Below are 13,543 nucleotides of genomic sequence, written 5' to 3' on the forward strand. Positions count from 1 at the left end.
ACTCGGGGCAAACCCCCGCTGCGTGTGAAGTTTCGGCGCGCTCCGCACCACAAGTTCACACGCTCGGGGCGGGTTCGGCTTCGATGATGAAGACGGAGCCGCCCGCCGGGTGGGGCTCGTAGCGGACGTCGCCGTTGTTGGCCCGGGCCAGGCTGCGCACGATGTAGAGCCCCAGCCCGGTCCCCCGGATGGTGTCGGCCGTCTGATCCGCCCGGGCCAGCCGCTCGAACAGCCGGGGCAGGAACTCGTCCGGCACACCCGGCCCGGTGTCCTCGATCCGGAGCCCGATCCGGTCCCCTACCGGCTCGATCCGCAGCGCGCTCGCCCCGCCCGCGTACTTCGCCGCGTTGGAGAGCAGGTTGACCACCATCTGCTGCAGGTGCGACGGGTTGAACAGCACGGTGGCGTCCGGGCCGAGCAGCGGGATGTCCCGGTTGCCGCTGGAGTCCAGCGCCCGCCGCACCTCGGCGCGCAGCGACACCCGCTCGCGGACCGCGTGGATGTTCCCGGCGTCCAGGCTGACCATGGCGAGCACCTCGCCGACGATCTCGTCGAGCCGATCGGCCTGCCGGCTGATTATCTTGATGGCCCGGTGGTGCGGGCTCGCCGGGTCCACCTCCTCGGCGAGCATCTGGCTGTAGCCGAGGATCGCCGACAACGGGTTGTTGATCTCGTGGCCGAGCATCCCGATCATGTCGAGTTTCAGCTGGTCGGCGGCCTCCAGCTCGAGGTTGCGCTCGGACAGCGCGGCGGCCGCCTGGTCACGGGCGCGCTCCGCGGCGCGGCGGGTGGAGATGTCGGTGGCCACCACGATCAGGTGCTTGGGCCGCCCCTCCGCGCCGCGCACCACCGACACGGTCGCCTCGGTGTCCACCCAGTGCCCGTCGGAGTGCCGCAGCCGCGCCTCGTGCGCGTACGCGTCGGTCTCCCCGGTGAACAGCCGAGCGATCTTGCGGTGTGCCGCGCCCATGTCCTCCGGGTGCATCAGCTCCTCGGCGGTCCGGCCGACCAGTTCCTCCGGGCTGCGGCCGACCATGTCGGCGAACGCCTGGTTCACCGCGACCAGCGTGCCGTCCAGCCCGCGCACCAGCTGGCCGACCGCGGACTGGGTGAACTGCGCCCGGAAGCGCTGCTCGTTGAGCGCGACCGCCTGCTGCGCGGCCCGCGCCACGCTGACATCGGTGTTGATCTCCAGGACCTGGACCGGTCCGGTGCCGTCCGCCGGCCGGTGGACGACCTGGCGGCTGAGCACGGTGACCAGCCGCCCGGTGGCGGTGAGGTGCTGCAGCTCGCCGTCCCAGCAGCCGTCCCGCTCCAGCGCCGCGGCCTGCTCCTCGAACGTGCCGCCACCGAGGTAGTTGGTGCTGAACAACCGGTGGGTGACCCGGCCCTGCGCGGCGTCGGCGGGCCAGCCGTAGAGACGCTCGGCGCCGGTGTTCCACCAGAGGATCTCGCCGGCCAGGTCACGGACGATCACCCCGGCCGGGATCAGGTCGAGCAGCCGCGCCTGGCGGTGCAGCTCGGCGTTCGCGGCGCGGCTCGCGGTCACGTCCTCCACCTGGACCACGGCGTACGGATGGGTGCCCGGACCGGTCTCGCCCATCGCCACCCGCGCCTGGATCCAGACGGTGTGCCCGTTCTTGTGCACGTACCGCTTCTCCACCTTGACCGAGTCCAGCGCTCCCGAGGCGAGCCGGCGCAGCACGTCGGCGGTCGCTTCGAGCTCGTCGGGGTGGTGCAGGTCCCGGAACGACATCGTGGTCAGCTCGTCCGCCGAGTACCCGGTGATCGCCGTCATCGCCGGGTTGGCGTTCAGGTAGCGGCCGAACGTCGCCTCCTCGGTGCTGCACAGCAGCAGGCCGAGCGGCGAGTTCTCGAAGGTCTGCCGGAACCGGGTCTCGCTCGACTCGAGCGCGGCCAGGGTCTTGGTCCGCTCGGCCAGCAGCGCGACGCTGGCCTCGTAGTCCTCGGCGTGCCGCAGCGCGGCGCCCACCGTCCCGGCGACCAGCTCCAGGTGGCAGGCGTCGGCGGCGTCGAACGCGTTCCGCTCGCTGCTGGCGATCTTGAGGACGCCGATCACCCGGTCCCGGTTGAACAGCGGTGTCACGCACATCGAGCGCACCCCGGTGCTCCGGCAGATCCCCCGGTTGGCCCGCTCGTCGCTCTCCACGTCGGCACAGTGCGTGGGCCGGCCGTCGGCCAGCGCCGAGCCGCTCACCGAGTCCGCGATGCCCTGGTACTTGCCGACGTGCTCGGCCAGCATCCCGGCGCCGGCCACGTACCGCAGCAGGTCGCCCTCGATCAGCTCGACCATCGCGCCGTCGGCGGCCGGGAACGCGGCCACCGCCTGCTCGGCGACCACCCGCAGCACCAGGTCGCGGTCCTGTGCCACCGAGGAGACGGCCCGCTGGGTCTCGACCGCGGCCAGCAGCGCGCGGGTGTACCGCTCGGCGCGCGCGACGGCCGCGGGGTCCTCGGCGACCACCTGGCGGAGTCGTTCCAGTTCCGCCCGCTCCGCGGCGTCGAGCGCCTGCATCTCGGCAGTCTGCACCTTGGTGTTATCGACGCGCGGCCGCAGAACCTGAGGCCGGACCTCAGCCGGGCACGACCCGGCAGATGCCGTCGAGCATCAGGTCGACCGAGCGGTCGGCGGCGGCGCGGGCGGCGGCCGCGTCGGCGGTGGCCTCGGCGACCCCCTGGACCATGGTGAACAGCAGGGCGAGATCGTCCGGGACCAGGTCAGCGCGGACGTGGCCGTGCTCGCGGGCCTGCCGCATCGGCGCGTCGAAGGCGGTCAGCGCGCGCTGCCGGAACCGGTTCTGGGTGGCCGGGTCGAGCCGGCGGATCAGCACCACCAGGCCGCGCATGGCGATCTGGGTGTGCAGCACCGAGCGCAGCAGTTGCCGGAAGTGCTCCGGGTGCGGGCCCAGGCTGGCGGCGGCCTGCTCCAGACGTTCGAGCTGGTGCTCGATCACCGCGGCGGTGAGCGCGTGCCGGTCCGGGAAGTGCCGGTAGAGCGTGGCCTGGCCGACGCCGGCCCGCCGGGCGATCTCCGGCATCAGGGAGACCGGGTCGCCCTCGGTCAGCACCTCACTCGCGGCCAGGACGATGGCCGCGCGGTTGCGCTGAGCGTCGCGGCGACGCGCAGTCGGGGTTCCGTAGAGCAACTTCCACCCCCCTTACCGACGGGTTACGTTACCGGCCGGTAACGAGAATGTCATCACCTTCACTTTCTCGGTACCGCTTCCTACGCTGCCGCCACGACGTCGCCATACCCACCCGAGTTGCACCAGGAGTGCGCTATGGCACCACACCGCCTTTTTTCGGTTTTCAGTGGGTTATTGCTGGTTCTTGCCGTCCTCACCGGCACCGCGACGTCCGCTTCCGCAGCACCCACCACCGCTCTGCAGGCCGTCGAGATATCCGGCGCCGGCGGCGTGGCGCTGAAGGCCAACTGGATCGCGCCGGCCGCCGCCGGGCAGCACCCGGCGATCGTGTTCCCGTCCAGCTGGGGACTCAACGACGTGGAGTACATCGCCCAGGCCAAGATCCTGGCCGGGCGCGGCTTCGTGGTGGTGTCGTACACCCCGCGCGGCTGGTGGCTCTCCGGCGGGACGATCGACACGGCCGGGCCGCAGGACATGGCCGACCTGTCCAAGGTCCTGGACTGGACGATCGCGAACACGCCCACCGACCCGGCCCGGATCGGGGCGGCCGGCATCTCCTACGGCGCCGGGATCAGCCTGCTCGGCTCCGGCACCGACAAGCGGATCCGCGCGGTCGCGGCGCTCAGCGGCTGGTCCGACCTGGTCTACTCGCTCTACTCCGGCTCGACCCGGCACCGGCAGTCGTCCGGGCTGCTGCAGCTGGCCGCACAGCTGGTCGGCAAGCCCAGCCCCGAGCTGAGCACCGCGCTCGCCGACTTCAACGCGAACAAGAACGTCGGCCAGGTGCAGGCCTGGGCGAAGGCCCGCTCGGCGGCCACCTACCTGGACGCGATCAACGCGAACCAGCCGGCCGTGCTGCTCGCCAACGGCTGGGGCGACTCGTTCTTCCCGCCCAACCAGCTGACCGACTTCTTCGGCAAGCTGACCACCCCGAAGCGCCTCGAGCTGCGCCCCGGTGACCACGCCATCGCCGAGCTGACCGGCGTGCTGGGCCTGCCGAACGACGCCTGGCAGAGCCTGTACGAGTGGTTCGACCACTACCTCGGCGGCCAGCCCAACGGCGCCGAGACCGAGCCCGCCGTGCAGGTCAAACCGCTGAACGCGTCGGCCGAGGGCTACGCCTCCTGGTCCGCGCTCTCCGGCACCGCCCGCCGGTACGGCCTCGGCAAGATCCGGCTGCTGGACGGCACCGGCCTGCTCGGCGGCGCGACCTCCACCGGGTGGACCAAGAAACTGCCCGCCGACAAGGACACCCTCGCCAGTGGTGGGGTCGTGCTGCTGACCAACGGCGCCGCGGCGATCACCGGCGAGCAGCCGTCGGTCTGGCTGCCGTTCGTCGACCGCACCCGGGCCGGCGTCTGGGCGGCCGACCGCCCGTCGAGCGCCCAGCACATCCGCGGGGTGCCGAAGGTGCACCTGGAGCTGACCGGCGCCGCCGCGACCGGCACCGTGGTCGCCTACCTCTACGACCTGGACACCCTGGGCACCGCCAAGCTGATCACCCACGCCCCGGTCTCCTGGCTGGACGCGCCGGGCACCACGAGCGTCGACGTGGACCTGTTCGCCACCGCGTACGACCTGCCGGCCGGCCACTCGCTGACCCTGGTGGTGGACACCGTCGACCCGCTCTACTACGACGAGAACGCCGCGGGCGGCTCGGTCACCGTGACCGGCGGGTCCTACGTGGACGTGCCTCTGCAATAGCATTGCCATAAATAGACATGAGAAATGGGTCACCGCGTCGCGCGGTGGCCCATCTCCATTACGGAACCGCGGGAAACACGACCGAAGCATTCACGTCATTGCTCTTTCCATTGCTCGCACCACCCCGGAAATACCGCACCCCTAAGTTCTTCAGGTGCGGTCTGATGTGGGGGGTCCCGTGCGCGCACGATCGATCATGGCCATTCTGACAATCCTGGCGACAACACTTCTGGTGACACCGGCACAGGCGGCTCCACCTGCGGATTTCCAGACCTCGCTGGTGATCGGCGGCGACCTGGACGAACCGTCGGGTTTCGAGTTCGCGCCGGACGGACGGATCTTCATCCTGGAGCGTTCCGGCACCATCAAGATCTTCAAGAACGGTCATCTGCTGGCCACGCCGTTCGCCGAGTTGCCGTCCGAGCCGACCGGCGACCGCGGACTGATCGGTATCGCATTCGATCCCGATTTCGGGGTTGCCAACCATTATGTCTACTTTTATTACACCGGTCTCGACCTGCACAATCGCCTGGTCCGCTTCGACGCGTCCGGCGACGTCGGCACCGACGGGCCGTTCACCATCTTCCGCACCGAGTCGCTCTCCCAGCAGCTGCACGTGGGCGGCAGCATCCGGTTCGGCCCGGACGGCAAGATGTATTTCGCGGTCGGCGACAACGGCTACTCCAGCAACGCCCAGGTGCTGACGAACCCGCACGGCAAGATCCTGCGGATCAACAAGGACGGGTCGATCCCCGCCGACAACCCGTTCTACGGCCAGGCCGGCAAGCAGCAGGAGATCTGGGCGTACGGCTTCCGCAACCCCTGGCGTTTCCAGTTCGACCCGCTGACCGGTGAGCTCTACGGCGGCGACGTCGGCGACTACACCTGGGAGGAAGTCAACCACATCGTCAAGGGCGGCAACTACGGGTGGCCGCTCAAAGAGGGCAAGTGCACGGCGGGTTGCGCCGGCTTCATCGACCCGATCTACACGTACCCGCACGACGGGGCGAGCGCCGCGTCGGTCGGCGGCCCGATCTACCGCGGCGACCAGTTCCCCGCGGAATATCAGGGCAATCTCTTCTTCGGCGACTACGCCAAGGGTTTCATCCGCCGCGCACAGCTGGACGCGAACGGCAACGCCGTCGCGGTCAGCGACTTCGACGCGGCGGCCGGCTCGGTGGTCGACATGAAGGTCGGCCCGGACGGCGCGCTCTACTACGTCACCTACATCCCCGGGCGGCTCTACAAGGTCACCTGGAGCCTGGGCAACCACGCGCCGACCGCCGTCGCGAGTGCCGACGTGTCCGGCGGGCAGGGGCCGCTGACCGTGCACTTCTCCGCCGACGGCAGCACCGACCCGGACGGCGACGCGCTGACCTACGTCTGGGACTTCGGCGACGGCACCACGTCCGGAACGAAGAATCCGGCGAAGACCTATCCGGCCACCGGGGTCTTCGAGGTCGAACTGACCGTCACCGACAGCGAGGGACACGCCAGCACGGCGATCCCGATCGTCATCCAGGTCGGCATCCCCCCGACCGTCCGGATCGCGGTCCCCGCCGACGGCGCCACCTACCGCGCCGGCGACACGGTCACCTACAACGCGTTCGCCACCGACGCGGCCGGCTTCGACCTCGACGACGCGGACATCAAGACCACCGTGGTGCTGCACCACGGCACCCACATCCACCCGTTCGTCGGCCCGCTGACCGGCCGGGCCGGCCGGTTCACGGTCCCGGCCACCGGCGAGTCCTCCGCCGACACCTGGTACGGGATCACCACCACGGCCACCGACGCGAACGGCCTGAGCGCCGCCGCGTCGATCAACATCCGGCCGGTGACCAGCACGTTCACCATCACCTCCGATCCACCCGGGCTGCCGCTGCACCTGGACGGCATCCCGGAGGAGACGCCGCACGAACGGCTCGGCGTGGTCGGTTTCCAGCGTGAGGTGTACGCCCCGCCGACCGCCACGGCCGCCGACGGCACCGTCTACCACTTCACCGGCTGGTCCGACGGCAAAGGCCTGCGGCACACGATCGTGACCCCGGAGCAGCCGGCCACGTACACCGCGTCGTACGCAAAATCCCCGAACTGGACCGCGACCTTCTATGCGAACCCGAACCTGGCCGGAGCCCCGGTCCTGACCCGCAGCGATCCGAGCATCGACTTCCTCTGGGGCGGCGCGGCCCCGGACCCGGCGGTGCCGGCCGACGGCTTCTCGGCCCGGTGGACCAAGAAGCAGTACCTCGCCGCCGGCCGGTACCGGTTCACCAGCGTCTCGGACGACGGCGTGCGCCTCTACATCGACCGCACCCTGGTCCTGGACCAGTGGCAGGGCCAGTCCGGCACCGCCTACGACTGGATCGGCGACCTGGGCGCGGGCACCCACACGATCACCTACGAGTACTACGACCAGGGCGGCGACGCACTGGCCAAACTGGACTGGGCCGGCGCGATCGACCAGCCCGACGACACCTGGAAAGCCTCGTACTGGGACATGACTGGCGCCGGGTCGAGTCCGACAATTCCAGCCGGAAATCCAAAAATAGAAAAGACCGAGACCGCGATCGATCACGACTGGGGCACCGGTTCGCCCGACCCCGCGCTACCGGCGGATCACTTCGCGGCCCGCTGGACCAGGACCCTCAGCCTGGCACCCGGCGAGTACACGTTCACCACCACCGCGGACGACGGCGTCCGGCTCACCGTCGACGGCCTGCGCCTGATCGACGCCTGGCAGGACGGCGCGAGCCGCACCCAGACCGCGACCACCCTGCTCGGCGGCGGCCCGCACACGGTGACCATGGAGTACTACGAGAACTTCGGCGACGCGGTGGCGCGGCTGACGTTCGCGCAGACCGCCGACGCCGCCGACCCGGTCGACTGGACCGCCGAGTTCTGGAACACCGCGACCCCGGCCGTCCCGGCCCGCGCGCCGGACCTGACCCGCACCGACTCGGTGATCAGCAACGACTGGGGCGGTGGCTCCCCCGACCCGGCGATCACGAACGACCACTTCGTGGCCCGCTGGACCCGCACCGACACCCTGCCGGCCGGCGTCTACCGGTTCGCCGGCGCCAGCGACGACGGCATCCGGGTCTACCTGGACGGCGCACCGATCGTCGACAAGTGGGTGAACCAGAACGACACGTTCAGCACCGACCGCCTGGTGCTCTCCGGCACGCACACGATCCGCGTCGAGTACTACGAGAACGACGGCGGCGCGCTCGCCCGGTTCGGTTACCAGCGGATCGGCGACGTCGGCCCGGTCGACGCGTGGACCGGCGAGTACTTCGCCGACCCGGCGCTGACCGGCCCGCCCGCGGTGACCCGGCAGGACGACGCGGTCGCCTTCGACTGGGGCGGTGGCAGCCCCGATCCGGCGCTGCCGGCCGACGGGTTCTCGGCCCGCTGGACCAAGACGATCACGTATCCGGCCGGCACCTACCGCTTCGTCGTCACCGGTGACGACGGCGTCCGGGTCCGGCTGGACGGCGCGATCGTCGTCGACGGCTGGTCCGACCACGGGCCGGCCACCTTCACCGCCGACCTCGCCCTGACCGGCGAGCACGTCGTGACCGTCGAGTACTACGAGAACGGCGGCGGCGCGCTCGCCCGCTTCACACAGACCGCCCTGTAGCCAACAGCCCCGGCCAAGAGGAGATCTTCGATGGCGGATCTGTCGCCAACCCGGCTCAAAACCATCCCGGAATCCGTCGCCGCGCCGCCGATAGTCAGCGTGGTGGTGCCGACCCGCAACGAGGCGGAGAACGTCGGCCCGCTGGTCGAGCGGTTGCGGGCCGCGCTCGGTGCGATCCCCGCCGAGATCGTCTTCGTCGACGACAGCGACGACGAGACGCCCCGCGTGATCACCGAAATTCATGATCAAAACCCCGCTTTGGTACGACTGGTGCACCGTCCGGCGGGAGCTCGCCCCGGTGGGCTCGGTGGCGCGGTCGCGGCCGGGCTGGCCACCGCCCGCGCCGAGTGGGTGGTGGTGATGGACGGCGACCTGCAGCACCCGCCGGAGACCGTCCCGGAGCTGCTCGCCGCCGGCCAGGTCGACCAGGCCGAGGCGGTGGTGGCCAGCCGCTACCGCACCCGCGGCCGGGTCGACGGGCTCAGCGGCGCGTTCCGCCGGAGTGTCTCGCGGGCCACCGGCACGCTGGCCCGGCTGGTCTTCCCGGTCCGGCTGCGCGCGGTCACCGACCCGATGAGCGGGTTCTTCGCGGTCCGCCGGGACCGGGTCCGCACCGCCGAGCTGCGCCCGCAGGGGTACAAGATCCTGCTCGAGGTGCTGGTCCGCAGCCGGATCCGGCAGGTCGCCGAGGTGCCGTACACGTTCCAGCCCCGGCACGCCGGCGAGAGCAAGGCGTCGTTCCGGGAAGGGCTGCGCTACCTGCGGCAACTCGCGGTGCTGCGGCTCGCCGCGATGCGCCGTCCGGACTCCGCGCTCGGCCGGCTGGCCGGGTTCGCGGCGGCCGGTGCGCTCGGCACCGCGGTCAACTCGGCCGCGCTGTGGGCGTTCGGGGAGGCTGCCGGGCTGCCGTACCTGCTCGCCGCGTTCCTGGCCGTGCAGGTCGCGATCGTGGGCAACTTCGCGATCGTGGACCGGCTCGTCATGCACCCCGGCGAACGGACCACCAGCCGCCGGTTCGGCCGGTTCCTGCTGCTCAACAACACGCTCACGCCGATCCACCTGGGCCTGCTCTACGCCCTGGTGCAGCTCGGCGGCCTGCACTACCTGAGCGCCAACCTGGTCGCGATCGTGGTGGTCTTCGCGCTGCGCTACGCGGTGACCAGCGCCTGGGTCTACGGCATCCCGACCGGTGGCGGCGCGGACGCGAGACGCTTGTTCGGCGCGGTCCGCCGGGCGGTGCAGACCCGGATCACCCTCGCCGTGGTGCTCACCGCGGTGGCCTGCCCGGCGCTGCTCTCGATCACCTGGAACGGGCTGTGGAGCCGCGGACCGGGTGTGTCGCTGCTGATCCCCCTCGCGGCCGCGGCGGCGCTGATCGCCGGACGGGTACGGCCCGCACCGGACGAGCCGGACGTGCACGACCGGCAGACCGACGGGCTGCTGGCCACCGGATTCCTGGCCGCGGCGGCCACCCTGCTGCTGGTGATGCCCGCACCGGACCGGACCGGGTGGCTGGTGCCGGCCGCGTGCGCGTACCTGGCCGGCGCGGCGGTCCTGCTGGTCGGCACGCGGACGGCGGCGCGGCTGCGGTGGGCGCTGCTGCTGCCCGTGGTCGCGATCGGCGGCCTGCTCCCGGCGTCCACGGTGGACGCCGTGAACGGCGGGCTGCGGGCCGTGGTCGCCGTGCTCGGGCGGCCCGCCGGACCGGTGGACTCCGGTGGGGCGCTTGTCACGACGTACGAAAAAGCCTCACTCACCCTGCCCTCGGCGGACCTGCCGGGAACCGCCCTCCTCGGCGGCGCGGCCTGTCTTCTGATCTGTGCCCTGGTGATCTCCGGGGCGCGGCCGGTGGCGCTGGGGCGCGCGGTCCTCGCGTCGGTCGTGCTGGCCGCGGTGACCGTCGGCGCACTGCTCGCGGTGCTGCTCACCGGACGCCTGCTCGGCCCGGCGGCGTTCCGCGTCGCGGCGTTGCCGGTCACCGTCGACCTGCTGCTCACCGCGGTCGTAGTGATCTTCGTGGCCCGGTGGTCGCGGCGCGCGCCACAACCCGCGCCGATGGCCGTGCGGCCCTACCTGCCGCGGGCCCGGTTCGCGCTCGTCGCCCTGGTCGCGGTCGCGGTGCTGCTCGGCCTGCAGTCCCTGCCCGCCGCCCTCTCCCTCGCCGGCCCGGCTCCCTCCCCCGCCGAGGTTGCTCCTTCCCTCACCGAGGCCGTCCGATGAACGAGAAGTTCGGTGCGCACTCCGCGCACATGGTGCTGACCAAGCCGCAGCGGCTCGGGCTGATCGTGGCGATCGTCCTGATCGGGGTGGTCGCGGTGCTGCGGCCGATGCTGGTGCTGCAGACCGTGGTGGCGTTCGTGACCATCGCCTACACCGCGGCGCTGGCGTTCCGGGTGGTGCTCGTCTACGCCGCCGGACGCGGCCAGCACCAGGTGCGGGTCAGCGACGAGGAGGCCCGCGCGGTGCCGGACGCGGACCTTCCGGTGTACACCGTGCTGGTGCCGGCCTACCGGGAACCGGACGTGATCGGGCTGCTCATGCAGCATCTCGGCGCGATCGAATACCCGCGCGACAAGCTCGAGGTCATCCTGCTGTTGGAGGAGGATGACCGGGAGACGATCGCGGTGGCGCAGGCGGCGCTGGCCGGCTCGTGGGCGCAGATCCTGGTGGTGCCCGAGTCGCAGCCGAAGACCAAGCCGAAAGCCTGCAACGTCGGCCTGGAACGGGCCACCGGCGAGCTCGTCACGATCTACGACGCCGAGGACATCCCGGACCCGTTGCAGCTGCGCCGGGCCGTGGTGGCGCTGCGCCGGCTCGGACCGTCCTATGTGTGCCTGCAGGCCGAGCTGAGCTACTTCAACGTCGACCAGAACCGGATCACCAAGTGGTTCGCGCTGGAGTACGCCACCTGGTTCCGGTCGCTGCTGCCCGGCCTGGTCGCACTGCGGATGCCGATCCCGCTCGGCGGCACGAGCAACCATTTCCGTACGCGGGAACTGCGGGACCTGGGTGCCTGGGACCCGTACAACGTGACCGAGGACGCCGACCTCGGGATCCGGCTGGCCCGCTCCGGGTACCGGGTCGGCGTGCTCTGGTCGGTGACCCTGGAGGAGGCGAACTCCGACTTCATCAACTGGATCAAGCAGCGCAGCCGCTGGTACAAGGGCTACCTGATGACCTGGCTGGTGCACCTGCGCTCACCGCGGGCCACGTTCCGCCAACTCGGGTGGCGCGGCCTGCTCTGCCTCAACCTGTTCGTCGGCGGGACACCCCTGGCGGCACTGCTCAACGCGGTGCTGTGGGCCACCACGCTGCTGTGGTTCCTGGACCGCCCGGCCGTCCTCCAGGAGATCTTCATCGCGCCGTACTACTACCTCGGCCTGTTCTGCCTGGTCTTCGGCAACGCCACGGTGATCTACCTGAACGTCCTGTCGGTACGCACGATGGACCGCCCCGACCTGCTCGGCACCGCCCTGCTGTCACCCGGGTACTGGGTGATGATGAGCCTGGCCGGCGCGAAGGCGGCCTGGCAGCTGGTGTTCAAGCCGTCGTACTGGGAGAAGACCACGCACGGGCTGCACCTGCCCAAGACCGCCGCTGCTCCGGAGGTGGCCGATGTCTGATCTCCTGTCCCGCCCGGTGGTGTCTCCTGCGGTACGGCGCCGTCGCGCTCCGCTCTGGAGCGAGCGTCGCGCCGTGATCCTCACCTGCGCCGTCGTCTACCTCGGCCTGGCCCTCTGGTTCTGGCACCACCAACTGCTGCCCGGCGACGCGATGAGCCGCCTGGCCAACGGCTACTACGTGTTCTACAGCCGCGACCCGCACCTGGCCGCGATCGGTTTCGTGTGGAACCCGCTGCCGTCGCTGATCCTGTTGCCGTTCCTGCCGCTGACCCACCTGTTCCCGGCCCTGACCCAGCAGGCCCTGCTGGCCCCGCTGGTCTCGGCGGTCCTGATGACCGCGACCGTCGCGGTCGCCCACGACGTCCTGCGGCGCACCGGCCTGCGGCGGGTGCCGCGCCTGCTGCTCACCGTCGCGTTCGCGGCGCACCCGATGACGTTGTTGTACGCCGGCAACGGGATGAGCGAGGCGTGTTTCCTGCTGTGCCTGCTGCTGGCGGTCCGCTCCTTCCACATGTGGCTGGCGGAGGGCAGGGTGGAGCTGCTGGTGCCGCTGGGGTTGGCTTTGGCGTTGGGCTACGGCGCCCGATACGAAGCCTTGGCCCCGGCCGCGGCGGTCACGGTCGTCGTCACCCTGGTCACCTACCTGGGCACCACCATCCACCGCATCTCCCGCGGCCCGGATTCCCCGGCGCGCGGCCCGGACTCCTCGGCGCGCGGCCCGGACTCCTCGGCGCGCGGCCCGGATTCCCCGGCGCGCGGCCCGGACTCGTCGGTGCGCGGCCCGGACTCCTCGGTGCGCGGCTCGGATTCCTCGGTGCCGGTCTCGGAATCGTCGGCTTCGGGGGTGCCGGTGGCGCCGGTGGCGAGCCGGGCCCGGCGGTGGTCGCTGGCCCGTGCGGACGCCGTGATCGTCGGCCTTCCGCCGTTCCTGGCCTTCGTGCTCTGGGCCGCAGCTAGCAAGATCATCGTGGACCAGTGGTTCGCCACGTTCTCCTCGCAGTACGGCAACTCCACCCAGGTCGACACCGCCGCCTCGGACATCTCCTCGGTGACCGGCGCCGACCTCCCCAGCCGCACCGTCTACTGGCTGCAGCAACTGATCGGCCTGTCCCCGGTGGCCCTGCTCCTGACCGCGATCGCCCTGGTGATCGCATGGCGCCGCCGTGACCTCCGGGTCCTGGCGCCGATCACCGTGCTCGGCTCGGTCCTGGCCTTCGACGCCCTGGCGTTCCTCTCCGGAACGTCCTTCGGCTGGCTCCGCTTCAACATCACGGTCATCCCGCTGGGCGTCCTGGTAGCCGGCCACCTGATCGCCTGGGCCCTCCCGCCGGCCCCACTCCCGGCCGGCGCCCCGGCCACCGCGGGGCCCGGCACCCCAACCTCGTCATCCCCCGGCCTGCCCGGAG

The 13,543-nt window shown here is 71.3% G+C and carries 7 protein-coding genes; 5 read left to right on the forward strand and 2 right to left on the reverse strand.

What is annotated here, in order from left to right:
* Positions 1–55 precede the first annotated feature (55 nt).
* Together Apa02nite_RS23260 and Apa02nite_RS23265 are read right to left on the reverse strand one after the other, a co-directional pair.
* Positions 56–2,551 carry a PAS domain S-box protein gene (locus Apa02nite_RS23260; RefSeq protein ID WP_203826872.1) on the reverse strand — a complete coding sequence of 832 codons (2,496 nt, stop codon included), beginning with the start codon at positions 2,549–2,551 and terminating at the stop codon, positions 56–58.
* Between the two features lie 43 nt (positions 2,552–2,594).
* Positions 2,595–3,167, reverse strand: coding sequence for a TetR/AcrR family transcriptional regulator (locus Apa02nite_RS23265; protein WP_067705300.1), 573 nt, complete (start codon positions 3,165–3,167; stop codon positions 2,595–2,597).
* Between the two features lie 174 nt (positions 3,168–3,341).
* Between Apa02nite_RS23265 and Apa02nite_RS23270 the strand changes: the two genes are divergently transcribed.
* The 5 genes from Apa02nite_RS23270 to Apa02nite_RS23290 all read left to right on the forward strand — a co-directional run.
* Positions 3,342–4,871: a CocE/NonD family hydrolase gene (locus tag Apa02nite_RS23270; protein WP_239164504.1), complete on the forward strand. Its 1,530-nt coding sequence runs from the start codon at positions 3,342–3,344 to the stop codon at positions 4,869–4,871.
* A 196-nt stretch (positions 4,872–5,067) separates the two neighbouring features.
* Positions 5,068–8,514: a PA14 domain-containing protein gene (locus Apa02nite_RS23275; protein WP_203826874.1), complete on the forward strand. Its 3,447-nt coding sequence runs from the start codon at positions 5,068–5,070 to the stop codon at positions 8,512–8,514.
* Between the two features lie 30 nt (positions 8,515–8,544).
* A complete protein-coding gene (locus Apa02nite_RS23280; protein WP_203826875.1) occupies positions 8,545–10,734 on the forward strand; it encodes a glycosyltransferase in 2,190 nt (729 codons plus the stop codon).
* Entirely contained in the window at positions 10,731–12,137 is a 1,407-nt protein-coding gene (locus Apa02nite_RS23285) for a glycosyltransferase (protein ID WP_067705313.1), read from the forward strand. The genes Apa02nite_RS23280 and Apa02nite_RS23285 overlap by 4 nt, the downstream gene beginning before the upstream one ends.
* Positions 12,130–13,543: hypothetical protein (locus Apa02nite_RS23290; protein ID WP_239164505.1), on the forward strand; the 1,414-nt coding region annotated here is incomplete at its 3' end. The genes Apa02nite_RS23285 and Apa02nite_RS23290, both read left to right, overlap by 8 nt.

It is taken from the genome of Actinoplanes palleronii (assembly GCF_016862315.1).
In the GTDB taxonomy this organism is placed as follows: domain Bacteria; phylum Actinomycetota; class Actinomycetes; order Mycobacteriales; family Micromonosporaceae; genus Actinoplanes; species Actinoplanes palleronii.

Excerpts from the sequence above, each read along its gene's own strand:
- Apa02nite_RS23275 (WP_203826874.1), top strand. The coding sequence starts at position 5,068 with ATGGCCATTCTGACAATCCTGGCGACAACACTTCTGGTGACACCGGCA.
- Apa02nite_RS23285 (WP_067705313.1), top strand. The coding sequence starts at position 10,731 with ATGAACGAGAAGTTCGGTGCGCACTCCGCGCACATGGTGCTGACCAAG.
- Apa02nite_RS23280 (WP_203826875.1), top strand. The coding sequence starts at position 8,545 with ATGGCGGATCTGTCGCCAACCCGGCTCAAAACCATCCCGGAATCCGTC.